Source organism: Bacteroides sp. GD17, from assembly GCF_038448625.1.
Lineage (GTDB): Bacteria > Bacteroidota > Bacteroidia > Bacteroidales > Bacteroidaceae > Bacteroides.
Genome location: NZ_JBCEZS010000001.1, coordinates 634,218 through 661,090, shown reverse-complemented (window position 1 = coordinate 661,090; position 26,873 = coordinate 634,218). Strand labels below are relative to the sequence as shown.

Below are 26,873 nucleotides of genomic sequence, written 5' to 3'. Positions count from 1 at the left end.
AGTTGATAATTGATAGTTGATAAAGAAATGAAGAACGTATATTTCCTGTCCGATGCCCACCTTGGCTCCCGCGCCATTGAGCACAGCCGCACCCAAGAGCGCAGGCTGGTCAACTTTCTGGACAGCATCAAGCATAAGGCATCCGCCGTATACCTGCTGGGAGACATATTCGACTTCTGGTACGAATTCCGCACCGTAGTACCCAAAGGCTACACCCGCTTTCTGGGAAAAATCTCCGAGTTGACCGATCTGGGCGTGGAAGTACACTTCTTTACCGGCAATCACGACTTGTGGTGTGGTGACTATCTGACGACCGAATGTGGCGTCATCATCCACCGCGAGCCCCTCACCACCGAAATCTACGGAAAAGAATTCTATCTTGCCCACGGCGACGGCCTGGGCGACCCGGACAAGAAGTACCGTTTCCTCCGTTCCATATTCCACAGTCCCACCCTGCAAATGCTCTTCTCCTCCCTGCATCCCCGCTGGAGCATTGACTTAGGACTGGCATGGGCCAAGCACAGCCGCATGAAACGCATCAACGGCAAAGAGCCTGAATACATGGGAGAAGACAAAGAATATCTGGTGCTCTACACCAAAGAATATCTGAAGAGCCACCCCAACATCAACTACTTCATCTACGGACACCGGCACATCGAACTGGATCTGATGCTGAGCGCCACTGCCCGCGTGCTGATACTGGGCGACTGGATCAATTACTTCTCTTATGCCGTATTTGACGGCGAAAATCTCTTCCTGGAAGAGTTCATCGAAGGAGAGACCAAACTATAACCCTACAAATATACTCTAAATGAAACCTTTAAGAATGAAAAACATGATTGCCGGATGTCTGTTTGCAGCAGGAACACTTCCGGCATGGGGACAATCGTCTCCTACCCTCGTCGTCCGCATTGACGACCTCGGCGCTTTCCACTCCGTGAACGAAGCTTGTATCAAAACCTACCGCGACGGCATTGCCCGCAGTGTAGAAGTAATGCCCGTGGCGGCATGGTATCCCGAAGCGGTGAAGATGCTGAAAGAAAATCCCGGTCTGGACGTAGGCCTGCACCTGGTCATCACCAGCGAATGGGAGAACGTGAAGTGGCGACCGCTGACCCACTGCCCCAGCCTGACGGATGAAAACGGTTACTTCTACCCGATGATGTCCGCCAATCCTGCCTACCCGGGACAATCCATTATGGAAAATAAATGGGACATCAAGGAGATAGAACAGGAATTCCGTGCACAGATAGAAATGGCATTGAAGAATATTCCCCAACTCAGCCATCTGTCCGGGCACATGCTCTCTACCGGCTTCAGCAAGGAAGTCAACGAGCTGGTGCTTCGCCTTGCCAAAGAATACAACTTGCCATCTGTCGACCGGATGAATTCTTCCAAAGACTACCAGTTTACATACATTGGCTACGACGGTCCCAAGCGGACATCCGCCGAAAAGGAAAACAGTTTCATCAAATCGCTGAACAAGTTGGAACCGGGCAAGCAATATCTCTTCCTCGATCACCCTGCATTCGACAATGACGAGATGAAAACTGTCTTCCACATCGGCTACGAAGACGTAGCCCTCGATCGTCAAGGAGTGACCGACCTGCTGACAAATCCCCGTGTAAAGCAAACGATCGAAGAGAAAGGGATCAAGCTCATTACCATCAACCAGTTGACTAAAGGTCTGCCCCGCGCCACCGCTTCCAAGAAGCTGGACAAAGCGATGGACAAATACCTGAATGCGGTAAAGAAAGCCGGACAAGACCTGCACAGCATTATGATAGTACAGCACGGCAACGTCGTCGCTGCCCAGTGGTTGAGCCAGGGTAAGGAAGACGAGCCGCACATCCTGAATTCCGTCAGCAAAACATTCACCGCCACTGCCGTAGGGCTTGCCATTTCCGAAGGCAAGTTGAAGTTGACGGACAAGGTTATTTCCTTCTTCCCCGACAAACTCCCCGCCACCATCAGCGAGAACCTGGCAGACATGACCGTACGTGACCTGCTGACTATGAACTGCGGACATGATGTTGATCCTTCCGGTACCGTACGCAAGAAGGCCGATGCCGACTGGGTACAGGAATTCCTTGCCTATCCGGTAGAGCACAAGCCCGGCACGTTCTATACCTACAACAGCGTAGGAACCTACATGCTTTCTGCTATCGTGCAAAAGGTGACAGGCGAAAAAGTGGTAGATTACCTCTATCCACGATTGTTCCGCCCACTGGGTATTGTCAATGTCCGTTGGGAAGAAAGTCCGCAAGGCATCAACACCGGTGGTTGGGGCTTGTACCTCAAGACGGAAGATCTTGCCAAAATGGGACAGCTCTTTCTGCAGAAAGGAAAATGGAACGGTCAGCAAGTGCTGCCGGAAGAATGGGTCAAGGAAGCTTCAGCCTATCAGGTTCCATCACTGCCCGCAGGTATGAAACCGGAAATGGTGAAGAAAGCGAAGATGAGCGCCAAGACCAGCGATTGGCTGCAAGGCTACGGCTACCAGATGTGGCGCTGCCGTCACAATGCTTATCGCGCAGATGGAGCCAACGGACAATACATTCTGGTGCTGCCCGAGAAGGATGCCGTTATCGCCGTTACCGCACATATCCAAGACATGCAGGCTGAATTGAACTTGATTTGGAAGTATCTGCTCCCGGCGTTATAAAACGTTTATTCTCACGAAGGATTATAAAAAGAGAAAGGTACTTCTGAAACTTTTCGCGGCAATCGGGGTTTATCATAAAGAACCATTAAAACAAAAATGTTATGGATGATATGATTAACAGAAACGACTCGATTGCCGAAGAGAACATAGAGCCCCACGGACGTCCGGCAATAGATGAATTTGAAGAGTGGAGCGAAAAGATTTCCGAAAGAACAGATCTCGGGTATAAAGATAAGAAGGTAAAATCGGAAAAGGAGCGGAAGAAACTCATCAAAGAGATGGACCAGATAATCAAGAAAGACTTGGAATAATGAAAGAGAGGCTGAATCTGATGATGATTCAGCCTCTCTTATAGTATAGAGAAAGATTATTTATATCCGCCGGCCTTTGCTATACGTTTCGGAATTTCCGTATTATCCATCTTGCCCTTGAATAGTTCGGAATTTGCACCTACGGCATACACCGGTACATATCCTGCGGTATGATTACCGCTTGTCCAACCTACCATTGCAATCTCACTCATCACCTTACGGGCAACAGCAGCCAATGGCTCGGTCTTGGCATACAGGCTCTCTTCAAAGACAGCATTGTTCTTTACAAAAGAATTCTCATATTCATCACGGAGCATTTTCTCTTGTTCCCAAGTCAAAGGAAGTTCCTTCCAAAAGCCCATATTATTAGTAAGCAATGCTTTTACCTCTTCCCAAGAAACTTTATTACCTCTTTCCTTGCGCAAGTCTGTAATTGCTTTCGAAAGCTGTTCCTGAGATTGCTTTTGATTTACCAAAGATTTCAAATGTAACTCATACTTGGAAGTACCCAGTCCCAAACCACCGGTCTCGTGATCGGCTGTAATCACGATCAGTGTTTCCTTCGGATGCTTCTTGTAGAACTCATAAGCCACTTTCACAGCATTGTCCATATCAATCACTTCTTCAAAAACAGTAGCAGGGTCGTTGCCATGGCAAGCCCAGTCTATTTTTCCACCTTCTACCATCAGGAAGAAACCTTTGTTGCTTCCTTTAGTCAGGAAAGAGATGGCACTTTCCGTAATCTCGGCCAAGGTCAAGTCACCGTCTTTATGGTCGATAGCATAAGGTAAGCTCGACGGATCAGCACCTTCCTTCTGAATCAGTACCATCTTCTGTGCATCGGCTGCTTTTGCCTTGTATTCATCCAAACCTCTGGCAATCGTATATCCGGCTTCCTCGATGATGGGGAAAATGCTCGGAGCTTCTTTCTTATCGGCAGTTGTAGTAGGTTTCAGGAAACCGCCGCCAGCATAGAAGTCAAAATTGGCCTTCGGCAGGTCAAGGGCTATCTCATAGTACATGTTGCGGTTGGGCTGATGAGCGTAAAAAGCGGCAGGAGTAGCATGGTCTACACTGACACTGGTCGTCACGCCTACCTTCTTTCCGGCTTTCTTGGCTTTCTCGGCAACGGTCTGGAGGACATTCTTGTTGTCGTCCATGCCGATGGCGCCGTTATACGTCTTCGCACCGGTAGAAAGGGCTGTTCCGGCAGCAGAAGAGTCCGTAACTGAGTTTGTGGCAGAGAAAGTAGTGGCAAAGCCGGCAACCGGAAAGGAGGCAAATAAAAGAGGCTTTATCCCGATGCGTCCTTCCTGTTCGGCCAGGTACATCTCCGTACCGTTCACTTGGTTCACTCCCATTCCATCCCCGATGAAATAGAACACATACTTTGCTTGCTGGGCATATACAGCACCCGTCAACAGCACAAAGAGCAATACATACATTAATCGTTTCATAAACTTGCTATTTATTTAAAGTTGTTCAAAAAGTCGTCACCGTTTCTTAAAACGTAACAAAGATAAGGATTTTAAACCATTAAGGGATGAAGATTCTGTTAAAAAGAAAAAGCCGGGAAACAGTTTTACCTGTCCCCGGCTCCTTATCTTGGCTCTATCGGATATACTCTCCGTTGATTATTTACCTTCCAGAATGGTCATAGTATCCGAAGCAATCATCAATTCTTCATCAGTAGGAATAACTACCACTTTTACTTTAGAGTCGGGAGCAGATACAACCACTTCCTTGCCCTTTACAGCATTTTTTTCAAGATCCATCTTCACACCGAGGAACTCAAGACCTTCGCAAACGGCAGCACGGCAACTGCATTGGTTTTCGCCCACACCACCGGTGAATACGATCACATCGACTCCACCCATAGCAGCAGCATAGGCACCCACATACTTCTTGATGCGGTAGTTGTACATCTTATCTACCATGATAGCTTCTTCATCTCCGGCTTCAACGGCAGCCTCCAGGTCGCGCATGTCGCTGGCACCGTTTCTCAGACCGGCTACACCGGACTTCTTGTTCAGCAAATCGGAAACGCCAGCCGTATCAAGGCCTTCCTTATCCATAATGAAGGTTACCGCACCTGCATCGATGTCACCACAACGAGTACCCATCATCAAGCCTTCCAGCGGAGTAAGTCCCATTGTAGTATCTACACATTTGCCATCTTTTACGGCGGCAATGGATGCACCGTTACCGATGTGACAGGTAATCACTTTCAAACCTTCGGGTTTAACACCCAGGAACTCGCATACACGCTGCGAAACATAACGGTGAGAAGTTCCGTGGAAACCATAACGGCGGATACCGTATTTCTTATATAATTCGTAAGGAATGGCATACAGATAAGCATACTCCGGCATCGTCTGATGGAAAGCTGTATCGAACACACCTACTTGCGGCACGTTAGGCAAAGTAGCCGAGATAGCGTTCACACCTTTCAGGTTGGCAGGATTGTGGAGCGGAGCAAGGTCGTTGCAAGCCACGAAGGCATCGAGCACCTCCTGCGTCAGCAATACCGATTTGCTGAACTTCTCTCCACCGTGCACCATACGGTGACCTACAGCGTTAATCTCATCCAATGATTTGATGGCGCCGTATTCCGGGCTTACCAACGTTTCCAGAATGAACTCCACACCTACAGTATGTTCCGGTATATCTTTTTCCAGGATTTTCTTCTCTCCATTGGGTAATGTAAACTTCAGGAACGAACCTTCCAGACCGATCTTCTCGATACCGCCCTGTGCGATAACTTCCTTCTTATCCATATCAAACAGTTTGTACTTGATGGACGAGCTACCGCAATTCAATACTAATACTTTCATTTGTCTTTAGATTTATAAGTTATTTAGAACGTTGTTTATCCGCAATAGCCTGATTGGCAGTAATAGCAATCATGCGATAAACGTCTTCGATGGAGCAACCGCGTGAAAGGTCGTTCACCGGACGTGCAATACCTTGCAGAATCGGACCTACCGCATCGGCATGTCCCAGGCGTTGCACCAGTTTATATGAAATGTTTCCTACTTCAAGGCTCGGAACAATCAGCACATTAGCATTGCCGGCAATCTCAGAACCAGGAGCTTTGCTTGCACCGACTTCGGGCACCAAAGCAGCATCGGCTTGCAGTTCGCCGTCGATGGCCAGTTCCGGATCCATCTCTTTGGCAATCTTCAATGCTTCTACCACTTTGTCTACCACTTCGTGTTTGGCAGAGCCTTTTGTTGAGAAGCTGAGCAATGCAACTTTGGGTTCTACACCTACAATGGCTTGTGCTGTGCGTGCCGTGCAAACGGCAATTTGAGCCAGCTGTGAAGCATCGGGTACAGGAGTTACGGCAACGTCACCCATTACCAAAATACCGTTCTTACCATACTCGGGAGCATGAGTCAGCAACAGCATAGCACCAGAAACACACGTAATACCGGGAGTAGTCTTGATAATCTGCAAAGCCGGACGAAGTACATCGCCGGTAGTGTTGCGGGCTCCTGCCAACTGACCGTCGGCATCGCCGTTCTTTATAATCAGGCAGCCCAGATAGAGAGGATTGAGCACCAACTTGCGCGCCTCTTCAATAGTCATACCTTTTTTCTGACGCAGTTCGAATAATAACTGCGCATACTCTTCTTTTTTCGGATGGTTCTCCGGGTCGATGATAGTTGCTTTCTCTATGTTGCCCAAGCCCCATTCCTGGGCACAAGCACGAATTTCGTCCGGGTTACCCAGGAGAATCAGGTCAGCAATACCATCAGTCAAAATTTGATTGGCTGCTTTCAAGGTACGTTCTTCAGTACCTTCGGGAAGAACAATACGCTGGCGATCGGCCTTCGCACGTTCAAGAATTCCATTGATTAATCTTTGCATGATATTTTAATTGTGTATAAGAATCGGTATAAAACGTGTTATTCACGCCGCAAAAGTACACAATTTTGCAATATCTACATTGCAATATAGGGTCTTTTTATGTCCCAATCTTCATATATTGTAATATTTAACACAAACGGATGATTCATAGCAGTACGCCCGACGAAGAGAATGTCTAACTTTGCAGCAGTTTTCAATATAATATAAGGTATATAGTATCATGATTCGTCAATGCGCCATCCTCTTCGGATGCTTAGCTCTGGGTGAACTGATTGTTTTTTTTACGGGTATCAAGTTACCCTCCAGCATCATTGGTATGCTGTTGCTCACCCTTTTTTTGAAATTAGGTTGGATTAAGTTGCACTGGGTGCAGGGAATGTCCGACTTTCTGGTTGCTAACCTGGGCTTTTTCTTTGTACCACCCGGCGTAGCCCTTATGCTTTACTTCGACATTATCGCTGCCGAATTCTGGCCGATCATTACTGCTTCATTAGTCAGTACCCTGTTGGTGATTATTGTCACCGGATGGGTTCACCAATTAACACGTAAAATCAAATGAACTTCCTGGAGAACGAGTTTTTCTTGCTGGCTATCACCTTCGGAGTTTTCTTCTTAGCCAAACTATTGCAAAAGAAAACAGGCATCATGCTGCTCAACCCCATTTTGCTGACCATCGCCGTCCTCATCATATTCCTGAAAATGGCACATATCAGCTACGAGACCTACAATGAAGGGGGACACCTGATAGAATTCTGGCTGAAACCGGCAGTTGTGGCGCTGGGAGTGCCGCTTTATCTGCAATTAGAAACGATAAAGAAACAACTGCTACCCATCATGCTTTCCCAACTGGCCGGTTGCATTGTCGGCGTAGTCTCAGTGGTACTGATTGCCAAACTGATGGGAGCTTCGGATGAAATCATCTATTCGCTGGCACCCAAATCCGTTACTACCCCGATAGCCATGGAAGTAACAAAATCCCTGGGAGGTATCCCCTCGCTGACGGCAGCCGTAGTGGTGTGCGTCGGTCTGCTGGGAGGTATATTAGGTTTCAAGACCATGAAACTGACCCACATCGGCAGTCCCATGGCACAAGGTCTTTCTTTGGGAGCTGCCGCCCATGCTGTAGGCACTTCCACAGCCATGGAAATCAGCAGCAAATACGGTGCATTTGCCAGTCTGGGTTTAACATTGAATGGCATCTTCACGGCTTTATTAACACCAACTATTTTAAGATTGTTAGGTCTACTCTAACAAAATCTCCCTATTTTTGTTATTCATTATGCTAACCATATAAGAACAACGTATGATTTCATTTAAAGACATTGAATTACAAGACAAAGACTTGATAACTTCATATACCCAGAACAGCCCGCGACGGAACTGCGACCTTTCATTTTCCAATCTGTGCAGCTGGCGTTTTCTGTACAATACCAAGTTTGCCATCCTGGACGGTTTCCTTTTACTAAAGTTCTGGGCAGACGGAGAACTGGTATACATGATGCCGATAGGCAACGGCGATTTAAATAAAGTGCTGAATGCACTAGAAGAAGATGCCCACCGGGAAGGCGAACCACTCTGCTTATTAGGTATATGTGCCGGGATGTGCGAAGAGTTGGAAACTTTCATGCCCGGCAAGTTCCAATTCACGGCCGACCGAGATTATGCCGATTACCTCTATCTGCGCACCGATCTTGCCACGCTTTCCGGGAAGAAATTCCAGGCCAAGCGGAACCACGTCAACAAGTTCAAACGAACCTACAACTACGAATATACTCCCATCACCCCCGACCGCATCCGGGAATGCCTGGATCTGGAAGCCGAATGGTGCAAAGTCAATAACTGCGACCAACACGAGGGTACGGGCAACGAACGCCGTGCACTGATTTATGCCCTGCACAACTTCGAAGCGCTGGGCCTGACAGGAGGCATCCTGCATGTAGATGGAAAGATTGCCGCCTTTACCTTCGGCATGCCCATCAATCAAGACACTTTCGGAGTGCATGTAGAGAAGGCCGATACCAGCATCGACGGTGCATACGCAATGATAAACTACGAATTTGCCAATCACATTCCCGAACAATACGTGTACATCAACCGGGAAGAAGACCTGGGAATCGAAGGACTGCGCAAAGCCAAATTGTCGTACCAGCCGACTATTATTCTGGAAAAATACGTCGCTTGCCTGAAGGATGAACCGGTGGAAGCGATAAAGTGGTAGGTGATAAAGTGATAAGAGGATGATACGGGAGAAAGTAAAGGAGTTGTGGAAGCTCTGTTTCGACGACAGCGAAGAATTCATAGACATGTACTTCAGGCTACGTTACAACAATGACGTCAACCTCGCCATCCAGAGCGGAGAAGAGGTGATTGCCGCCCTGCAAATGTTGCCTTATCCCATGACTTTCGGTGAAGCAGAAATCAATACCGCCTACATTTCAGGAGCGTGCACACATCCCGACTTTCGCAACCGGGGCGTGATGCACGAATTATTGTCGCAGGCCTTCACACGGATGCTGCACAATGACGTCGTCCTGTCTACCCTGATACCGGCAGAACCGTGGCTCTTCTCTTACTATGCCCGCAACGGTTATGCCCCCATCTTCAACCGTAGCAAAAGCACTGTTCCGGCTTCCGCCGTTCCCCTTCCCAAAACGGGTTACACATTGAAAGTAACCCATGAGTACAAAGCAGATACCTATCAATACCTGAACCGGAAATTAAAAGAACGTCCTTACTGCATCCAGCATACAGAGAAGGATTTCCACGTCATTCTTTCGGACTTGCAATTAAGCCGGGGAAGTATTTTTGAGCTGAATCATGGAGGTGCCATCGTAGCATTGGCCATTGCCTATCCCACAGATACCAACCAATGGTACGTAGAAGAAATCGTATCGGACACTCCCGATATGGCTTCGTTGCTGCTTCAGCGCATTTGCAGCAGGCTTAAACTTCCATCCATTGAAGTAGCCAATGCGACGGGACAACCTCTGGGCATGGCGCGCATTATCAATGCCAAAGCCATACTGCAACTCTATGCTGCCGCCCATCCCGAACTGGAAACCAGCATCTACCTCAGCGACGAAGAAGTAAATGCCAACAACGGATACTATTACCTGAACAATGGTAAATGTATGAATAGTGCCAAGCGTCTGCCGGGCAGTCACTTGGCACTAACAATCGGCGAACTCACCGAAAAAGTATTTGCATCATCAGTCCCCTGTATGAGTCTGATGCTGAATTAGGCATTACGATCCGCTGAAGTCTACTCCTTCGAACACCAATGAAGGAATGCGCCAGGAAGAAGACATACGGGGATCATTGCCGATGGCCGCCAAAGAAGACCAAAGCGTAATCATGTTGCCTGTCACGTTCATTTCATTCACCGGCTGGGTCAACTTACCGTTCTCAATCAGGAATCCTTCGATACCATAAGAGAAGTCTCCGGAACTGCTATTGCTGTTACCGCCATTGAATCCCGTTATCAAGATGCCTTTCTGTACATCGGCAATCAAACCGTTCAGGTCTTTACTGCCCGGCTGCATTACCAGCAAAGAAGGCGAATTGATGGTAGGTGCCACTCCCATCTTTTTGGAATTATAGGTATCGATGAAATACGTCTTGAGCACTCCGTTCTCAAAAATCGGACGATGCTCCGTTGCCACGCCCTCACTATCGAAGTAGCGGGCACCATTAGCACCGATAGTATGAGGTTCGTCCGTCAGGTTCAGCACATCCGAACCTACCTTCGTATTCAGCTTATCCAGCAAGAAAGAATTCTTCTGCTGCAAAGAGGCACCGTAGAGTGCACTCAGCAACGGGTCCACCAGTCGGGCTGAGTTCATCGGGTCTACCACCATCGTATACTTGCCCGAAGCAGCTTTCTTCTGTCCCAATTTCTTCAGTACACGCTCCAAAGCCGTCACTCCGATACCCGACTTTATCAGTTTGTCATAGTACAAAGCCGAATCATACCAATAGGAAGAAGGACGTGCCTCGCCCTCACCTTTTATCGCCACATCGGCAGATACAGAGAACCAAGTAGACTTGGATTCTCCTTCGAAACCGTTGCTCGTCAAGCGATAAGCAGCATTTTCGCCGTCACCGTAGGAAGTACCTACCGAGATGATGCGCTCGTCCTTACCCATCACTTCTTCGGCAGCCGCGCGGGCAATCGCTACTTTATCATCGGGATTGATATCATAGAACTTTTTGTCGAACAACTGCAAATCGGGCTTTCCACCTTTATAATAACGGGAAGCATCGGGCAACACCCGCGCCTCGTCTTCCGCCAGATAGCGCGTGGACTCGATACCGTTCTTTATGAATGCTTCCAGTTCCTTCTTATCCAAACGATTGGTTGAATAGGAACCGTACTTACCATCTACGAACAAACTTATGCTCAATCCGCTTTCGGAAGCCTGCTGCAACTTGTCTATCTTCGCATCACGCAGTTCGAAAGAAGCGTTGGAATTGGAGTACAGCACCAACTTAGCTGCCTGGCAACCATTCTTCAGGGCAAAGTCCATTGCCCATTGCGCCAATTTCTTATTATTGTCTGTAATCATTGTCTTTAGTTGATAGTTGATAAATGATAGGTGATAGTTAACTTTCTCCTCCCACCGTCAGCTTGCTGACTAATGCCGACGGCATGCCGCAAGTAACCAGACAAGACTGTCCGTCTTTGCCACACGTCCACGTGCCGTTGTCAATCTTGTCGTTATTGGCCACCATTGTGATATCCGCCAAAGCCTTCGGGCCATTACCGATGATATTGATGTCCTTGATGGGTTGCGTCAGCTTACCGTCTTCAATCAGATAACCGGACTTCACGAAGAAGGTAAAGTCTCCGGCACCGATCTGCACTTCTCCGTTTGTGAACTGATCTACATAGATACCGTTCTTTACCGTAGAAATGATATCCTCTTCCTTCATATTGCCCGCCTCCATATACGTGGCACGCATACGGGGGATAGGCATATTGCGGAATGTATCGCGGCGTCCGTTTCCGGTAGGAGCCACGCCGTAGTGCTTGGAGCTGATACGGTCGTGCAAGTAGCTGGTCAAGATACCGTCTTTCACGATGTAGGTCTTCTGTCCTTCCACACCTTCGTCGTCGAAGTTCACGGAACCGCGGTTGAACGGAATAGTACCGTCGTCTACCACATTGATATGTTCATCACACACCTTCTTGCCGAAGAGGTCGCAGAAAATAGAAGTCCGTTTGCGGTTGAAGTCCGCTTCGAAAGCATGGCCGATGGCCTCGTGCAACAAGATGCCCGAACCGCCTGCGCCCATCACAACGGGCATTTCACCGCCTTTGGGCTTCACCGCCTTGAACAAGATGGCCGTATTATCCACCACCTCGCGTGCTATCACTTCTACAATATCATCCGTCATAAATTCGAATCCCTTGCGATAGGAACGGCTTGCAAAGCCATTCTCCATCTTTCCGTCCTCTTCCATGATGCAAACAGCCACGAAAGAGACCATCGGACGATAATCGTAGTAACAAACACCTTCTGAATTACAGAACAGTACATGCGATGTGTTGTCCGACAACATTGCCTGCACCTTGCGTACGCGCTTGTCCAATGAGAAGACCTTCTCGTCCAGTTTCTCCAGATAAGGGATTTTAGCCTTTACGCTTACATCTTCCCAAGGATCGGTAACCACATATCGGTTCTTGGCAATCGTCTTTTCGGTCAGTGCAGCAACTTTTCCCGCTTTACCGGAAGAAGCAATGCGGGCAGCTGTGCGGGCGGCGCGCATCATTTCTTCCAAAGTGATGCCTTCTACGTATGCATAGCCGCTTTGGTCTCCCGCCAGTACACGTACACCCATACCGAAGTCGATGTTGGCACCGCAGTTATTCACTTTGCCATCCATCAGACTTACGTTATTGTTGAATGTATGTTCAAAATAGAGGTCGGCATAGTCGCCGCCCTTTTCCAAGGCAACAGCAAGAACTTTCTGCAAATCGGCTTCTGTTACACCGAAATGATTCATTGCCGCAGCAACAGCAGACTTATTGTCTGCTCCTCCCAATGCATTGCGCACTGATGCCGGCATAGCCAACGAAGGTATTGCCAGCGAGCCCAATGCCGCCAGACTCCCCGTCCGTAAGAAGTTTCGTCTATCCATTGTTTTCAGTTATTAGTTATGAGTTATTAGTTTTCTTTCGTCAGCAGGCTTTCCAGTTCCTCGGCACTCAGGCGCAGATAGAACTGGCCTTTATAGGCAACGGAAATAGAGCCTGTTTCTTCCGATACAATGATTGCATGTGCATCGGAAACCTGGGAAATTCCCATCGCAGCCCGATGCCGCAGTCCCAGTTCCTTGGGGATATCCAGATTGTGCGATACCGGCAAGATACATCCTGCCGCCTTGATGCGCTTTTTACTGATGACCATCGCCCCGTCGTGCAACGGACTGTTCTTAAAAAAGATATTCTCTATCAGGCGCTGGTTGATATCAGCATTGATTATCTCTCCCGTACGCACCACATCATCCAAAGGCATGTTGTGCTCCATCACGATCAATGCGCCTACTTTTTGTTTTCCCATACTGATACATGCCATCACAATAGGCATGATATCCTCGTGCTCCAGCTTTTCTTTCTTATTCCCGGTGAAGAAGCGCACCAATGCACTGGCATGCTGATGCGAACCGAGGGTCAGCAAGAACCTCCGTATCTCGTCCTGAAACAGAATGATAAGCGCCAACACACCCACACTGACCAGCTTGTCGAAAATAGAGCCGAGCAGCTTCATCTCCAACACCTGCGAAACCACCAGCCATATCAGGATAAACACCAGGATGCCGGTAAACACATTGATAGAGCCGGAAGCCTTCATCAACTTGTACGTATAGTACAGCAGGAATGCCACCAGCAGGATATCTATGAAATCTTTTATGCCAAACTCAAAAAACACAAGTTCAAGTATTAAATATTAACTATCATTTCTTTTACTTCTCCATCTTCCCGCTTTCCTTCTTCATCGCTTCCACAATCCTCACCGTCTCAACGGCTTCGCGCACATCGTGCACGCGAAGTATATCCGCTCCTTTCAACAGGCAAATGGTGTCGAGCACCGTAGTACCGTTCAAAGCCTCCTGAGGGGTGATGTCCAGCAACCGATAAATCATCGACTTGCGCGAAACACCGGCCAACAAAGGTAACTCAAATATCCGGAATTCTTCCAGATGAGCCAGCAGCTCATAGTTATGCTCCACCGTTTTCCCAAAGCCGAAGCCCGGGTCAAGTATGATGTCCTTCACTCCTAAATCGCGCAACTGCTGCACCTTCCGGGCAAAGTACTGGAAAACTTCCTTCAACAGATTATCGTAGTGCGGATGTTTCTGCATATTCTGCGGAGTGCCCTGCATGTGCATCATTATATAAGGTACATTCAGGTCGGCCACTGTACGGAACATATCCGCATCCATCTCGCCGGCAGCTATATCATTGATAATGGCCACTCCGAACTCCTCCACACACATCCTGGCTACATCGGCTCTGAAAGTATCTACAGAAACAACAGCATCCGGCTTTATGCGGCGCAGAATGGCCAGTCCCCTGCGCAACCGTTCCATTTCTTCCCGGGCCGAAACATCCTCCGCATCAGGACGGGAAGAGTAGGCGCCGATATCGATGATTCCGGCTCCCTCGCGGGAAATCTGCTCTACGCGCCGGGCAATCTCCATTTCGGTTTGCATACGGCTGCCAGCATAAAAAGAGTCGGGAGTGATATTCAATATCCCCATAACGCAAGGGGTGGAAAGATTCAGCAATGTGCCATTAACGTTTATATATTTGACTTTCAGTGTCTCCATGAATAGTTGTTTTCTGTTATATACCTCTGCAAATGTAAACAAAAAAGCCATTAAACATGCAGATTATATCGAAAATAAAGTATCTTTGCACAGAATGTGCAAATAAAACACCATAATGGCGAAGTTAAAAACTGCCCCCTGTACACTAAGCTACATTTTCTGCTTTCTATTCATGCTATGTAGCGCTCAGATTCGAGGGCAACAGAAGGATGCAAGTGAAGCATACGATGTAGACAGTACTTTATATGCTTATTATCTCCGCTGTAAGTCGGCAATAGGAGACCCCGAGGTCATGCAAATGACCGACACCCTGTTCCGACTGGCAGAAGAGAAGCAGGATATGCGGATGCAGGCAGTTGCCCTGTGCACCAAACTCGACTACTATTACTACGCAGATAGCCATAAAGACAGCCTGCTGCACTATGTAGATGTAGTAAAAGAGTTCGCAAAGAAGACCCATCAACCCAAGTATTACTATTTTGTATGGGCAAAGAGACTCATCTTCTACTACATCAAAAACCAGCAGTACAATACGGCCCTCTACGAAGCGGACAAGATGACAAAGCAAGCGGAACAGGACAATTATCCGGCAGGAATGGCAGACGGATTTAATGCAGTAGGCACTATCTATCAGACCAGAAAGTTATATGAGCTCGCCATCGAAAGCCGCGAAAAGGAAGTGGAGATTATCCAGAAATACAAGATAAACACCTACAATTTAAGCAGCACCTACGGAGCTCTCTCTTTCCTTTACTGCAAATGCGACAGGCTGGACAAAGCGGCAGAGTGTTTGGAAAAGGCGAAAGAACATATCTACAGCAATACCCAAGAATACTACTTCAACCTGAAGTATGTCGGTTATTATATAGACAGCGAAGAATATCCCAAAGCTAAAGAATACCTGCAAAAGGCAAAACTGTTGCTCGACACACACAAGGAAGTTGCCAAAGTCTCTCATGAGTACTATTTAAAGCTGAGAGATTACTATATGTATACCAAACAATATCCCCAAGCCTTAACCACACAAGAGCATATCGACAGCATGCGCCTCAGCCCCGATATCGATTTGGACGAATTGCCAATCAAGGCCACCATATATAAAGAAATGGGCAATCCGGCAAAGGCTTTGGAGTATTATCAGCAATATATCCATACCAGCGATTCGCTCAATAAACTTTATGAAAACATAGCCGCCAGCGAATATGCCACCCGCCTTGGTGTAGAGCGTCTGAATACCGAAAAGAGCGAATTACAGCAGGAAATGCAGCGACGGGATTTGAAAAGCAAGCAACGCATCATCTTCTTCCTGATTGCCATGTTGATCCTTGCTTCTATCATCTTCTATCGGGAACACCTCCTTAACGGCAGATTGCGGGCCTCCCAAAAGCAACTGTCAGAGAAGAACCAGGCCTTGCTTGTTTCCGAGAAAGAGTTGCTCCATGCCAAAGAGCAAGCCGAAAAGGCCAGCATCATGAAGACCGAGTTCATACAGAACATGAGCCATGAGATTCGTACGCCTCTAAACTCGATTGTCGGTTTCTCCCAAATCATCGGAAGCATGAGCAAGGATAATGACGAAACCAAAGAATTTGCAGACATCATCGAGCAAGGCAGCAACAACCTGCTACACCTGGTAGAAGATGTACTGGATATTTCGAGCCTCGACAGTGGAACCGACATACCGACCAACATCGGTGCAGATGCCACAACTATATGCCGGGAGTGTATCCTTCAAGCAGAATCGAGCTTGAAACCCGGCGTCAAGCTCAACCTGCAAACCGAATCGAACGAGTTCTACTTCTATACCAACCCTGTACGCCTCAGCATGATTCTCTCTCACCTGCTGAAGAATGCGGCCAAGTTCACCCAAGAAGGAGAAATCACCCTTTCCTGGCATCAAGACGAAGCGCATCAACACATCATCTTCAGCGTAAAAGATACAGGCATCGGCATTCCTAAAGAGAAACAAGAGTTTGTATTCGAGCGTTTTGCCAAGATAGACACCTTCGTGCAAGGCACAGGACTCGGATTGTCCATCGGACGCATCTGCGCCGAGAAGATGGGTGGAAGCCTGACGCTCGACCCGGAATATACCAACGGCTGCCACTTCGTACTCACCTTGCCGCTGAACAAATAATCATTGGTTCACTCAGCCACCAGTATCTTGTCCTGATGGATATATACACCTATTATATATAACATCAGGACTTAGTATATATATCAATAGGACTTAGCCCTCTTAATCCCTATATTCTGAGGTACGGACTTCCGGATGTTATTTCTAAAAACATCCCCATCTTTTGCCCCAAAACATCCGGGTCTTTTCCCTGAAAACATCCCCATCTTTTGGGGTAAAACATCCGGATCTTTTGGGTCTTCATTCCTAATGTCTTATCTGCTAAGTCCTGATGTCTTGTACACTCAGTCCTATAGGCTTGCATGCAAAGCATAGGCGTGGAAAGAATGTCCATACTTGCATTTTCTCCATCCAACCCTTCTTTATTTGTCCTTTTCTCCGTACATTTGTCATTGCAACAATGCAACAGTCTCAAAAAAGAAGAAAAAGAGGAGATTATGAAATATCCTATCGGAATACAGAGTTTGGATGTGATTCGTGAGGACGGATATGTCTACGTGGACAAGACCGCCCTGGTCTACGACCTGGTGAAGAACGGAAGGATTTACTTCCTCAGCCGCCCGCGCCGCTTCGGCAAGAGCCTGCTGGTGAGCACGCTGGAGTGCTACTTCCGCGGACGGAAGGAGCTGTTCGACGGCCTTGCCATCGCCGGACTGGAGAAGGAATGGAACGAATACCCCGTCTTCCACATCGACTTCAACGGAGGGAACTATACGCAGGACGGAGAACTGGAGAACACCATCGAGGACTATCTGAGCAAGTGGGAGTCCGAATACGGAAAAGGAGAAAATGAATCGACCATCGGCAACCGCTTCCTGGGCATCCTGCAACGTGCCAGCGAGCGTGCCGGCCGCCGTGCCGTGGTGCTGGTGGACGAGTATGACAAGCCCATCCTCGACGTGCTCGACACCGGTTACTACACCCGCGACAGCGAAGGCGAAAGGATTCTTCTGGAAAACCGCCACCGCGACATCCTGAAGTCCTTCTACTCCTCCTTCAAGTCCGCCGACCGCTACTTGCAGTTCGTGCTGCTGACGGGCGTCACCAAGTTCTCGCAGGTCAGCGTGTTCAGCGGATTCAACCAGCCCAATGACATCAGCATGGACAACCGTTACGAGGCACTTTGCGGCATTACTGGACAGGAGATGCGTGAGTACTTCGCCGAGCCCGTTGCCGCCCTTGCCCAGAAAGATGGATGCAGTATCGACGAGATGTGGGACATCCTGCAGCGCCAGTACGACGGCTACCATTTCGGCACGGCCATGACCGACGTCTACAATCCCTTCAGCATACTCAACGCCCTCGACAAGCAGGAACTTCGCGACTACTGGTTCGCCACCGGCACGCCCACCTACCTCATCCGCCTGCTCGCCCGTAGCAACGAGCACATCAACGAGCTGGCCGGACGCTTCTACGACCCCGCCATGTTCGTGGACTACAAGGCCGACGTGGAGCGCCCCCTGCCCATGATTTACCAGAGCGGCTACCTCACCATCAAGGAGTACGACCGGACGACGGGCAGCTTCCTACTGGACTTCCCCAACAACGAGGTGCGCAAGGGCTTCCTCACCCTGCTGGCCTCCAACTACCTGAAGCCCGCCTCGCATGAGGTGGGCAGCTGGATACTGGATGCCGTCCGCCTGTTGAGGAAAGGGCATACCGAAGCCTTCCGCGACTCGCTCACCGCCTTCCTCTCGAGCATCCCATACGATTCGCACCCTTCGCTGAACGATATACAGAAGACCGAGAAACACTTCCAATACACCTTCTACCTGCTTCTCCGCCTGATAGGTGTGTACTGCCGCGCCATCCGCAGCGAGGACACGCAGAGCCGCGGGCGCGTGGACTGCATCCTCGAGATGGAGAAGTACGTCTACATCTTCGAGTTCAAGCTGGACAAGAGTCCGGAGGAGGCGCTCCGGCAGATAGAAGAACGTGGCTATGCCCGTCCTTATGCCATAGACAGCCGCCAGGTGGTATGCATCGGCGTGAACTTTTCTTCGACTACACGCACGGTGGAAGGCTGGAAAGAGGTATGGTTGGAGCCGCATAACCGCTAGCAACAGGCGGCACTGCAACATATTTCAATAACAACACTAAAAGAAAGAAAACAATGGATATTACAACCCTCTATCAGATATTCCTGCAGTGTAGCTGCGTCACCACAGACAGCCGCAACTGCCCCCAAGGTTCCCTGTTCATTGCCTTGAAAGGCGATACGTTCAATGGAAATGCTTTTGCCGCCAAAGCCCTGGAAAGCGGAAGCGCCTATGCCGTTGTAGACGAGGCAGCCTATGCACCCGCCGACAATCCGCACTATATATTAGTAGACAACTGCCTGCACACCCTGCAAAAGTTGGCAAACTATCACCGCCGACAACTGGGCACCCGCATCATCGGCATCACCGGCACCAACGGTAAAACCACTACCAAGGAACTGATATCCGCCGTCCTCGCGCAAGCCTACAACGTGCTGTACACGCAGGGAAATCTAAACAACCACATCGGTGTGCCCCTCACCCTGCTCCGCCTCCGCCCCGAACACGACCTTGCCGTAGTGGAAATGGGCGCCAGCCATCCCGGAGACATCAAAGAGCTGGTAGAGATAGCGGAACCGGATTACGGCATCATCACCAACGTAGGAAAGGCGCACCTGGAAGGCTTCGGTTCCTTCGAAGGAGTGATCCGGACAAAAGGCGAGCTGTACGACTACCTGCGGCAACGGGAAAACTCCATCATCTTCATCCACCACGACAACCCCTACCTGAACAATATAGCAGGCGGATTGAAGCAGATAGCCTACGGCAACGAAGACAATCTGTACATCAACGGCCGCGTCACCGGCAACTCCCCTTACCTCACCTTCGGATGGAAAGCCGGAAAGGACGGAGAATGCCACGAAGTGCAGACGCAACTTATCGGCGAGTATAACTTCCCCAACGCCCTGGCCGCCGTAACCATCGGGCACTTCTTCGACGTAGCACCGGAAAAGATAGACCGCGCACTGACAGACTATACCCCGCAAAACAACCGCTCCCAACTGAAAAAGACAGCGGACAATACACTGATTATCGACGCCTACAATGCCAACCCCACCAGCATGATGGCCTCCATCGGCAACTTCAAGAATATGAATGCCGAAAACAAGGCCTTGATACTGGGTGATATGGGAGAACTGGGAAAAGACAGTGCGGAAGAACACCAAAAGATTGTAGACTATCTGGAAGAATGCGGATTCGAGGACGTAGTGCTCGTCGGAGAATTATTTGCCGCTACCCGGCATCGTTACCGCACTTACCCTACAGCCGCCGAACTGATTGAAGCATTGAAGCAACAAAAGCCTCACGGAAAGACAATCCTCATTAAAGGTTCACATTACACGAAACTGGAAAGTGTTGTAGGTTATCTGTGATCATTTCACCATCCTCGGCCTCAGCACAAAGTAGCCGATAAGTGATGCAAGAATTGCCCCTGTGGTATTGGCTGCAAAGTCCAGCCAATCACCGCCGCGGTAGGTAGTGCAGTATTCCTGCAGCAGTTCCACCACTCCGCTGAACAGCACCGGGCAGACAAATGCCCCTACCCATACATGCCACAACGGTGTGTTATCCTTACGATGTGCCCGCAAAAACTCCAGCCAGAGCATACCGGACATGCCCAGATACATACATATATGTACGACTTTATCGATATTAGGAATTTTACCTATTTCCGTGGAAGGCGGTTTGAAAAAGGAAAGATAGATCACCGCCAGTATGATGGTAAGCGATACGGGGTATTTCTTAATATAATATAGCATATTTCAAATTATCAACGATTCGTGTGCAAAAGTACGGAACATTTTCTATATTTGCATGTTTTAGTGGATATTAATAACGAATTGAAAGAAAAATCTACGTTTTATGACAAGAAGTGACAGAGCTAACTTTGGGAGCAAATTAGGTGTCATACTTGCTTCGGCAGGCTCGGCGGTTGGTTTGGGTAATATCTGGCGATTTCCTTATGAAACCGGAAACCACGGAGGTGCTGCATTCATCCTTATATATCTGGCTTGCGTACTCATCCTGGGAATACCTATCATGATAGCCGAATTCATGATCGGCAGGCGGTCGCGTGCCAATACAGCAGGAGCCTATCAGAAGCTGGCGCCCGGCACACGATGGCGCTGGGTGGGACGCATGGGTGTGTTGGCAGGCTTCCTGATTCTGGGATATTATTCCGTGGTAGCCGGCTGGACGCTTGAATTCATCGGCGAAGCTGCCACTAACGGATTTGCCGGAAAGTCGACAGCCGATTTCATCGCTTCTTTCAACAGTTTTGTCAGTAATCCGTGGCGGCCTGTCATCTGGCTGGTGCTGTTCCTGCTGGCTACTCACCTGATTATCGTCAAAGGAGTAGAAAAGGGCATTGAAAAATCGGCTAAGATAATGATGCCCATTCTCTTTATCTTGCTGATTGTACTTGCCATTTGTTCCGTATCACTGCCCGGTGCAGGTGCCGGTATCGAGTTCCTGCTGAAACCGGATTTCAGCAAAGTGGACGGTAATGTATTCCTGGGAGCCATGGGTCAGGCATTCTTTTCCCTAAGCCTCGGCATGGGTTGCCTCTGCACCTATGCTTCTTACTTCCGGAATGATACGAACCTGCCTAAAACGGCTCTCAATGTAGCTGCTATAGACACGATGGTGGCCATTCTGGCAGGATTCATCATTTTCCCCGCTGCATTCTCCGTGGGCATACAGCCGGATGCCGGCCCGAGCCTGCTGTTCATCACACTGCCCAATGTTTTCCAGCAAGCGTTCGGCAGCATACCTTGGCTGGCCATCGTGCTTTCATTGATGTTCTACATCTTGCTGGCGTTGGCAGCGTTGACTTCCACTATTTCTTTGCACGAAGTTGCCACAGCATATCTGCACGAAGAGTTTAACTTCTCGCGTGGCAAGGCTGCACGGTTTGTTACCGGAGGTTGCATGATTCTGGGAGTGCTCTGCTCACTTTCACTGGGTATAGGCAAGGACTATACGATATTCGGATTAAACCTGTTCGACCTGTTCGACTTTGTCACTGCCAAGATTATGTTACCGCTGGGTGGTTTCTTTATCTCCATCTTCATCGGCTGGTATCTGGACAAGAAGATTGTTTGGGAAGAAATCAGCAATAACGGTACTTTAAAGGTATCCATCTATAAACTATTGATATTCATTCTCAAATTCATTGCCCCGATAGGCATTGCATGCATATTTATCAATGAATTGGGCCTGCTAAAGTAAAGCGGACATGCAAAACCCGTTCAAAGAATTCTTCTACTTCACCCGGGGAGAAAGACGCGGAATACTGGTGCTGATTGCAGTTATTATCCTCGTCTTTCTCGTCGGGCATTATTATTCGCATAGGGACCAGGCGCTTTCTGAGGAAGAACTCCGGCAACAAGCTCTTGCCGAAGCTGAATATGAAGCCTTCATCGCCTCCATACAAGAAGAAGAAAAGAATACTGAAAAGCCATACTACCGCTATCCCCACGAGCCACAGCCAGTCATCACGTTAGCACCCTTCAACCCCAATACGGCAGATTCCATCACTTTTCGTTCCTTAGGTTTGCCGGGGTGGATGGCACGGAATATCCTGCACTACCGCGGCAAAGGAGGCCGGTTCCGTAAAGCAGAAGACTTCAAGAAAGTATACGGACTGACAGCGGAACAATATCAAGCATTGTTACCTTACATATGCATTGCGCCCGAAGATACGGCAAGGCGCATCGTCCGCCTCTATACCCCACCGGCATCGGACGACAGCACAGCAAGCCCCAAAGCAGCACCTTATAAATATCCCGAAGGCACCGTCATCGATCTGAACCGCGCCGACACCACCGAGTTGAAGAAGATTCCGGGCATCGGCAGCGGCATTGCACGTCTGATAACCGGCTATCGCCAACGGTTAGGCGGTTTCTATAGCATAGAGCAATTGCAAGACATTCACGTGGATTACCGTCAGCTGCAATCCTGGCTCCGCATCGACAGCAAAGACATCCGCCGCCTCAACCTCAATCGTGCCGGAATAGAGAAACTTCGCAATCATCCCTACATCAACTTCTATCAGGCCAAGGCGTTCGTAGAATACCGGAAGAAGAAAGGGACACTACGCAACCTGAAACCTTTTGCACTTTACGAAGAGTTCTCCGCCACTGATTTAGAGCGGATTAGTCACTATGTTTGTTTCGAATAGCAAGATTTTTTCATTTCAGATGCAACTTTTTCCCCAGCTACTTCGTCTAAAAAGCAGAAACCTCCTTGAAAGCAGAAAGGCCAACTGCAATAAAAAGGAAACAATCGTATAGACATGAGAAAATTAATAATAGCAGCCATACTGTTCAGCAGCGTGGTAGAGAGCTCTTTTGCTCAAAAAATAGAAATCAAAGGAACTGTTTGCGATGTTGCCAACAATGCCATAGAGTACGCTAATATTGTATTGCAAACCCTCGACTCCACATTTGTGAACGGGGTAACCACCAACCCGCAAGGGCAGTTCGTTTTCAAGAGTACAGAGGCAGGAGATTACCGGCTAGTACTTTCCAGCATCGGCTACAATACCCAGTACATCACCCTCGATGGGGTAAAACGCAGTACAGACCTCGGACAAATAGTAATGGATAGCACCGCCATCGCTTTGGAAGGAGTAACCATTACCGGTTCCAGCCAGATCAGCCGTGCCGACCGGAAGTTAGTTTTCCCCTCCGAAAGGCAGATGAAAACCTCAACCAATGGGGTGAACCTGCTCCAAGAACTGATGCTCCCCCGCATTCTGGTGAACCCGATGAATAATGAAATAGGACTGTCCGGTGGCGGCGAACTGCAACTGCGCATCAACGGTGTGAAAGCAGAAATAGACGAAATCAAAGCCATTCGCCCGGCAGACATTATCCGTATAGAATATCATGATAACCCGGGACTGCGCTATGGTAATGCCGAAGTGGTGATAGACTACATAGTACGCCGTCCCGATACAGGAGGTAACTTCGGCACTGATATCTCCCAAAGCGTAAATGCCATGTGGGGCAACTACAACCTATACGGCAAAGTAAACCACAAGAAATCAGAATTCGGTTTCTCCTACTACATGGGACCACGAAGTTTTGACGGTCTATACCGTGACAATGAGGAAGAGTTTCACCTGGCAGACGGCACCACTTTGCGCCGCCTGGAACGGGGTGAACCCAGCAAAGCAACATTGGTCATGCATAACCTGAATGTAAACTACAGTCTGCAAACCTCAGAAAACTCCCTTTTCAGCGCCGCATTCCGCCTGCGAGGGAATAATCAGCCACATTGGGACTACAAGGGAACTCTCTATAATGCCAATGACGAAACGGACGTGGTAAATATGGTGGACCGTACCAAACAAAGTTGGACACGCCCCTCGCTGGACCTGTACTACCAACAAAACCTGAAAAATAAGCAAACCCTGGTATTCAATGTCGTAGGTACTTACAACCGGGATAAATCACACCGATTCTACCAGGAGAGCATCCCGGAAGAGATGTTGACCGACATCGACAATAATGTCCTGGGGAATAAATACTCCCTGATTGCCGAAGCCATCTACGAGAAACAATTCTCCAAAGGCAATGCATTGAGTTTCGGTTTGAACCATTCGCAATCTTATGCCAACAACGAATATAAGAATGGTCATTACTACGAAACGAACATGCATCAGGGAAACACCTACCTGTTCGGCGAATATCGCGGAAAAATAAATAAGTTGAACTATAGGCTGGGAATTGCTGCAACCCGCTTCTATTACCACCAGAACGGAGACGACCAGTCTACCAAGAACTACAGTTTCAATCCGAGCATTGTGTTGCATTATGCTTTCTCCGACAACTCTTATCTTCGTTGGAAAGCGAATATCTACAATGCCTCCCCTTCTCTGGGCGACCTCAGTGCAGTGGAACAAGCAGTAGATTCCTTCCAGATTCGTCGTGGTAATCCTAATTTGAAATCGTACATGTGCTACAATACGGAACTGACGTACGAATGGAAGAAAGGCATATTCTACACCAATTTATGGGGTGCTTACGACTACCGCCCCGATGCCATTATGGATGAAAAGATTCAAGAAGGAAATAAAATTGTGCAAACCTGGGATAACCAAAAAGATTGGCAGAAAGTCTCCGGACGTGCCATGTTCCGCGTAGGCCCTATCCGTGATATTCTGCAAGTTTCGTTTACAGGGGGTGTCAACCATTACATGAGCCATGGCAATCAATACTCACACACCTATACCAATTGGTTCTGTGAAGCAGAAGCCTCATTGAGTTACAAACAGTTCTCCTTGTTCTGGCAGATCAACACCAACTGGAATAACTTCTGGGGAGAGACCCTGTCGGGAGGAGAGAACATTCAGATATTAGGCGTATATTACAGGCACAAAGACCTGCGGGTGGGAGTTGGTGCATTCAACCCCTTCACCGACAACTACAAAGTGCAAAGCGAAAACTGGAACCAGTTTGCATCCTATAAAACGAAGAATTATATAAAAGAAAGCTCCCGCATGTTCATGGTCAACTTTTCTTATAACTTCTCATTCGGTCGTACCTTTAAGACAGCACAACGAAAAGTGAACAACAGCGACGACGACTCGGGAGTAATGAGCACGGGAAAATAAAAACAACGTCAGGCCATCTTATCTATTTCCCCATCAAGCAGATGTATCGTACGGTCTGTAATCTGCGCCAGTCCTTCATCGTGCGTGACGATGACAAATGTTTGTCCGAAACGATTGCGCAAGTCGAAGAAGAGCTGGTGCAGTTCTTCCTTATTATGAGTGTCGAGACTGCCGGAAGGCTCATCCGCCAGCACCACCGCCGGATGGTTGATGAGAGCACGCGCCACTGCCACCCGTTGCTTCTCCCCACCGGACAGTTCGTTCGGCTTATGGGAAGCGCGCTCGGTAAGCCCCATGAATTCTAGAATTTCCGTAGCGGCGGCCTTGGCTTCTTGCTGGCTTTTCCCGGCAATAAAGGCAGGTATCATTACATTTTCCAAAGCAGTGAACTCGGGCAACAACTGATGAAACTGAAACACAAAGCCGATGTGCTTGTTGCGGAATGCAGAAAGTTCTTTCTCCTTCATACGATTGACCTGCGTACCGTTGATAATCACCGAACCGCCGTCCGGCATGTCCAGCGTACCCATAATCTGCAGCAAAGTCGTCTTGCCTGCACCGCTGGGGCCGACAATACTGACAATCTCGCCTTTCTCTATTTCCAGATCAATGCCCCGCAGCACTTGCAAGCTGCCGAAACTCTTCGTTATATTTTCTAATCGTATCATATCTACCCTACAATCTCTTTATTACATACTCCGCCAAATAGCAGCCAAAAACTGCCGGCATATAGCTGACCGTGCCGCACGTCGATTTCTTGTTCATCTCATCTTCCGTCAGCAGCACTGCCTTCGGGTCGGCCTGCTCCGTACTGAAGACAACTGGCAACTTACGCTTGATGCCCATCTTCTGAAGGCGCTTCCGCACCGCTTTGCTCAGCCCGCAATGGTAAGTGTCCCATATATCGGCAAAACGCACTTGCGTAATGTCACTCTTCGCCCCCGCTCCCATACTGGATACGATCTTGATGCGGCGCTTCATCGCCTCCGCTATCAGATGGCATTTGGGTGCAAGCGTATCGATGGCATCTACTACAAAATCGTAAATTGCGGCATCGAGCAGTTCCGGTATATTCTCATCTTTCAGATATACAGGCAGCACCGTCAGTTCCAACTCCGGATTGATATCTTTGAAACGCGCTGCCAGTACCTCCGCTTTCAGTCGGCCGACCGTGGAATGCACCGCCGGTAACTGGCGGTTTATGTTGGTGGGCTGCACCGTGTCCGCATCTACAATGGTCATCCGCCCCACACCGGCGCGGCATATCATCTCGGCAGCGTATGCTCCCACGCCTCCCAAACCGACAACCAGCACGTGCGCCCGTTGCAACCGTTGCATCTTATCATCTCCCAGCAAGAGCTGTGTTCTTTGTTTCCACTCTTCCATCATCCGA

The 26,873-nt window shown here is 48.7% G+C and carries 23 protein-coding genes; 13 read left to right on the top strand and 10 right to left on the bottom strand.

Annotated elements, in window-relative coordinates:
* Nucleotides 1-27: 27 nt before the first annotated feature.
* The 3 genes from AAE250_RS02220 (at nucleotide 28) to AAE250_RS02210 (ending at nucleotide 2,976) form a co-directional block, all read left to right on the top strand.
* Nucleotides 28-792, top strand: coding sequence for a UDP-2,3-diacylglucosamine diphosphatase (locus AAE250_RS02220; RefSeq protein ID WP_294596748.1), 765 nt, complete (start codon nucleotides 28-30; stop codon nucleotides 790-792).
* A 19-nt stretch (nucleotides 793-811) separates the two neighbouring features.
* A complete protein-coding gene (locus tag AAE250_RS02215) occupies nucleotides 812-2,665 on the top strand; it encodes a ChbG/HpnK family deacetylase (protein ID WP_294596751.1) in 1,854 nt (617 codons plus the stop codon).
* 101 nt (nucleotides 2,666-2,766) lie between these two features.
* Nucleotides 2,767-2,976 (top strand): hypothetical protein, encoded by a 210-nt coding sequence (locus AAE250_RS02210; protein ID WP_294596754.1) that lies wholly within the window; start codon nucleotides 2,767-2,769, stop codon nucleotides 2,974-2,976.
* A gap of 56 nt (nucleotides 2,977-3,032) precedes the next feature.
* Here AAE250_RS02210 and AAE250_RS02205 read toward each other — a convergent pair whose 3' ends face one another.
* The 3 genes from AAE250_RS02205 to pta form a co-directional block, all read right to left on the bottom strand.
* Nucleotides 3,033-4,433: an alkaline phosphatase gene (locus AAE250_RS02205; protein WP_294596756.1), complete on the bottom strand. Its 1,401-nt coding sequence runs from the start codon at nucleotides 4,431-4,433 to the stop codon at nucleotides 3,033-3,035.
* A 177-nt stretch (nucleotides 4,434-4,610) separates the two neighbouring features.
* A complete protein-coding gene (locus AAE250_RS02200) occupies nucleotides 4,611-5,810 on the bottom strand; it encodes an acetate kinase (RefSeq protein WP_294596759.1) in 1,200 nt (399 codons plus the stop codon).
* Nucleotides 5,811-5,829: 19 nt separating this feature from the next.
* On the bottom strand, nucleotides 5,830-6,849 hold the full coding sequence (pta, locus tag AAE250_RS02195) for a phosphate acetyltransferase (RefSeq protein ID WP_294596763.1): 1,020 nt from the start codon (nucleotides 6,847-6,849) through the stop codon (nucleotides 5,830-5,832).
* Nucleotides 6,850-7,069: 220 nt separating this feature from the next.
* Between pta and AAE250_RS02190 the strand changes: the two genes are divergently transcribed.
* The 4 genes from AAE250_RS02190 to AAE250_RS02175 are packed head-to-tail and all read left to right on the top strand — an operon-like array spanning nucleotide 7,070 to nucleotide 10,091.
* Entirely contained in the window at nucleotides 7,070-7,408 is a 339-nt protein-coding gene (locus AAE250_RS02190; RefSeq protein WP_294596766.1) for a CidA/LrgA family protein, read from the top strand.
* Nucleotides 7,405-8,100, top strand: a complete 696-nt coding sequence (locus tag AAE250_RS02185) for an LrgB family protein (protein WP_294596769.1) — start codon at nucleotides 7,405-7,407, stop codon at nucleotides 8,098-8,100. Before AAE250_RS02190 ends, AAE250_RS02185 begins: the two co-directional genes overlap by 4 nt.
* 52 nt (nucleotides 8,101-8,152) lie before the next feature.
* Nucleotides 8,153-9,067 (top strand): DUF2156 domain-containing protein, encoded by a 915-nt coding sequence (locus tag AAE250_RS02180; protein ID WP_294596771.1) that lies wholly within the window; start codon nucleotides 8,153-8,155, stop codon nucleotides 9,065-9,067.
* A 19-nt stretch (nucleotides 9,068-9,086) separates the two neighbouring features.
* The gene (locus AAE250_RS02175) at nucleotides 9,087-10,091 is read left to right on the top strand and encodes a GNAT family N-acetyltransferase (protein WP_294596773.1); all 1,005 of its coding nucleotides are present in this window, start codon (nucleotides 9,087-9,089) and stop codon (nucleotides 10,089-10,091) included.
* 3 nt (nucleotides 10,092-10,094) lie between these two features.
* Here AAE250_RS02175 and AAE250_RS02170 read toward each other — a convergent pair whose 3' ends face one another.
* The 4 genes from AAE250_RS02170 to folP are packed head-to-tail and all read right to left on the bottom strand — an operon-like array spanning nucleotide 10,095 to nucleotide 14,682.
* Nucleotides 10,095-11,414, bottom strand: coding sequence for a TldD/PmbA family protein (locus AAE250_RS02170; protein ID WP_294596775.1), 1,320 nt, complete (start codon nucleotides 11,412-11,414; stop codon nucleotides 10,095-10,097).
* Between the two features lie 37 nt (nucleotides 11,415-11,451).
* Nucleotides 11,452-12,990 carry a TldD/PmbA family protein gene (locus AAE250_RS02165; protein WP_294596778.1) on the bottom strand — a complete coding sequence of 513 codons (1,539 nt, stop codon included), beginning with the start codon at nucleotides 12,988-12,990 and terminating at the stop codon, nucleotides 11,452-11,454.
* Between the two features lie 26 nt (nucleotides 12,991-13,016).
* Complete coding sequence (cdaA, locus tag AAE250_RS02160) at nucleotides 13,017-13,781, bottom strand: diadenylate cyclase CdaA (RefSeq protein WP_294596781.1); 765 nt, start codon at nucleotides 13,779-13,781, stop codon at nucleotides 13,017-13,019.
* A 34-nt stretch (nucleotides 13,782-13,815) separates the two neighbouring features.
* Entirely contained in the window at nucleotides 13,816-14,682 is an 867-nt protein-coding gene (folP, locus tag AAE250_RS02155) for a dihydropteroate synthase (RefSeq protein ID WP_294596784.1), read from the bottom strand.
* Between the two features lie 115 nt (nucleotides 14,683-14,797).
* Between folP and AAE250_RS02150 the strand changes: the two genes are divergently transcribed.
* The 3 genes from AAE250_RS02150 (at nucleotide 14,798) to AAE250_RS02140 (ending at nucleotide 20,231) form a co-directional block, all read left to right on the top strand.
* A complete protein-coding gene (locus tag AAE250_RS02150) occupies nucleotides 14,798-16,819 on the top strand; it encodes a tetratricopeptide repeat-containing sensor histidine kinase (protein WP_294596786.1) in 2,022 nt (673 codons plus the stop codon).
* Nucleotides 16,820-17,256: 437 nt separating this feature from the next.
* Nucleotides 17,257-18,879: an ATP-binding protein gene (locus AAE250_RS02145; protein WP_294596788.1), complete on the top strand. Its 1,623-nt coding sequence runs from the start codon at nucleotides 17,257-17,259 to the stop codon at nucleotides 18,877-18,879.
* A gap of 53 nt (nucleotides 18,880-18,932) precedes the next feature.
* Nucleotides 18,933-20,231, top strand: a complete 1,299-nt coding sequence (locus AAE250_RS02140; protein WP_294596791.1) for a UDP-N-acetylmuramoyl-tripeptide--D-alanyl-D-alanine ligase — start codon at nucleotides 18,933-18,935, stop codon at nucleotides 20,229-20,231.
* Here AAE250_RS02140 and AAE250_RS02135 read toward each other — a convergent pair whose 3' ends face one another.
* Nucleotides 20,232-20,618, bottom strand: a complete 387-nt coding sequence (locus AAE250_RS02135; protein WP_294596793.1) for a VanZ family protein — start codon at nucleotides 20,616-20,618, stop codon at nucleotides 20,232-20,234.
* Nucleotides 20,619-20,721: 103 nt separating this feature from the next.
* Here AAE250_RS02135 and AAE250_RS02130 point away from each other — a divergent pair, with 103 nt between their 5' ends.
* The 3 genes from AAE250_RS02130 (at nucleotide 20,722) to AAE250_RS02120 (ending at nucleotide 25,480) form a co-directional block, all read left to right on the top strand.
* Nucleotides 20,722-22,089 carry a sodium-dependent transporter gene (locus tag AAE250_RS02130; RefSeq protein ID WP_294596796.1) on the top strand — a complete coding sequence of 456 codons (1,368 nt, stop codon included), beginning with the start codon at nucleotides 20,722-20,724 and terminating at the stop codon, nucleotides 22,087-22,089.
* 7 nt (nucleotides 22,090-22,096) lie between these two features.
* A complete protein-coding gene (locus tag AAE250_RS02125; protein WP_294596799.1) occupies nucleotides 22,097-23,041 on the top strand; it encodes a ComEA family DNA-binding protein in 945 nt (314 codons plus the stop codon).
* Between the two features lie 114 nt (nucleotides 23,042-23,155).
* Nucleotides 23,156-25,480, top strand: coding sequence for a TonB-dependent receptor (locus AAE250_RS02120; RefSeq protein WP_294596802.1), 2,325 nt, complete (start codon nucleotides 23,156-23,158; stop codon nucleotides 25,478-25,480).
* Between the two features lie 8 nt (nucleotides 25,481-25,488).
* On the opposite strand, the gene AAE250_RS02115 is transcribed toward AAE250_RS02120, so the two are convergent.
* Together AAE250_RS02115 and AAE250_RS02110 are read right to left on the bottom strand one after the other, a co-directional pair.
* Nucleotides 25,489-26,148 (bottom strand): ABC transporter ATP-binding protein, encoded by a 660-nt coding sequence (locus tag AAE250_RS02115; RefSeq protein ID WP_294596804.1) that lies wholly within the window; start codon nucleotides 26,146-26,148, stop codon nucleotides 25,489-25,491.
* 7 nt (nucleotides 26,149-26,155) lie between these two features.
* Entirely contained in the window at nucleotides 26,156-26,866 is a 711-nt protein-coding gene (locus AAE250_RS02110) for a tRNA threonylcarbamoyladenosine dehydratase (RefSeq protein WP_294596932.1), read from the bottom strand.
* Nucleotides 26,867-26,873 lie beyond the last annotated feature (7 nt).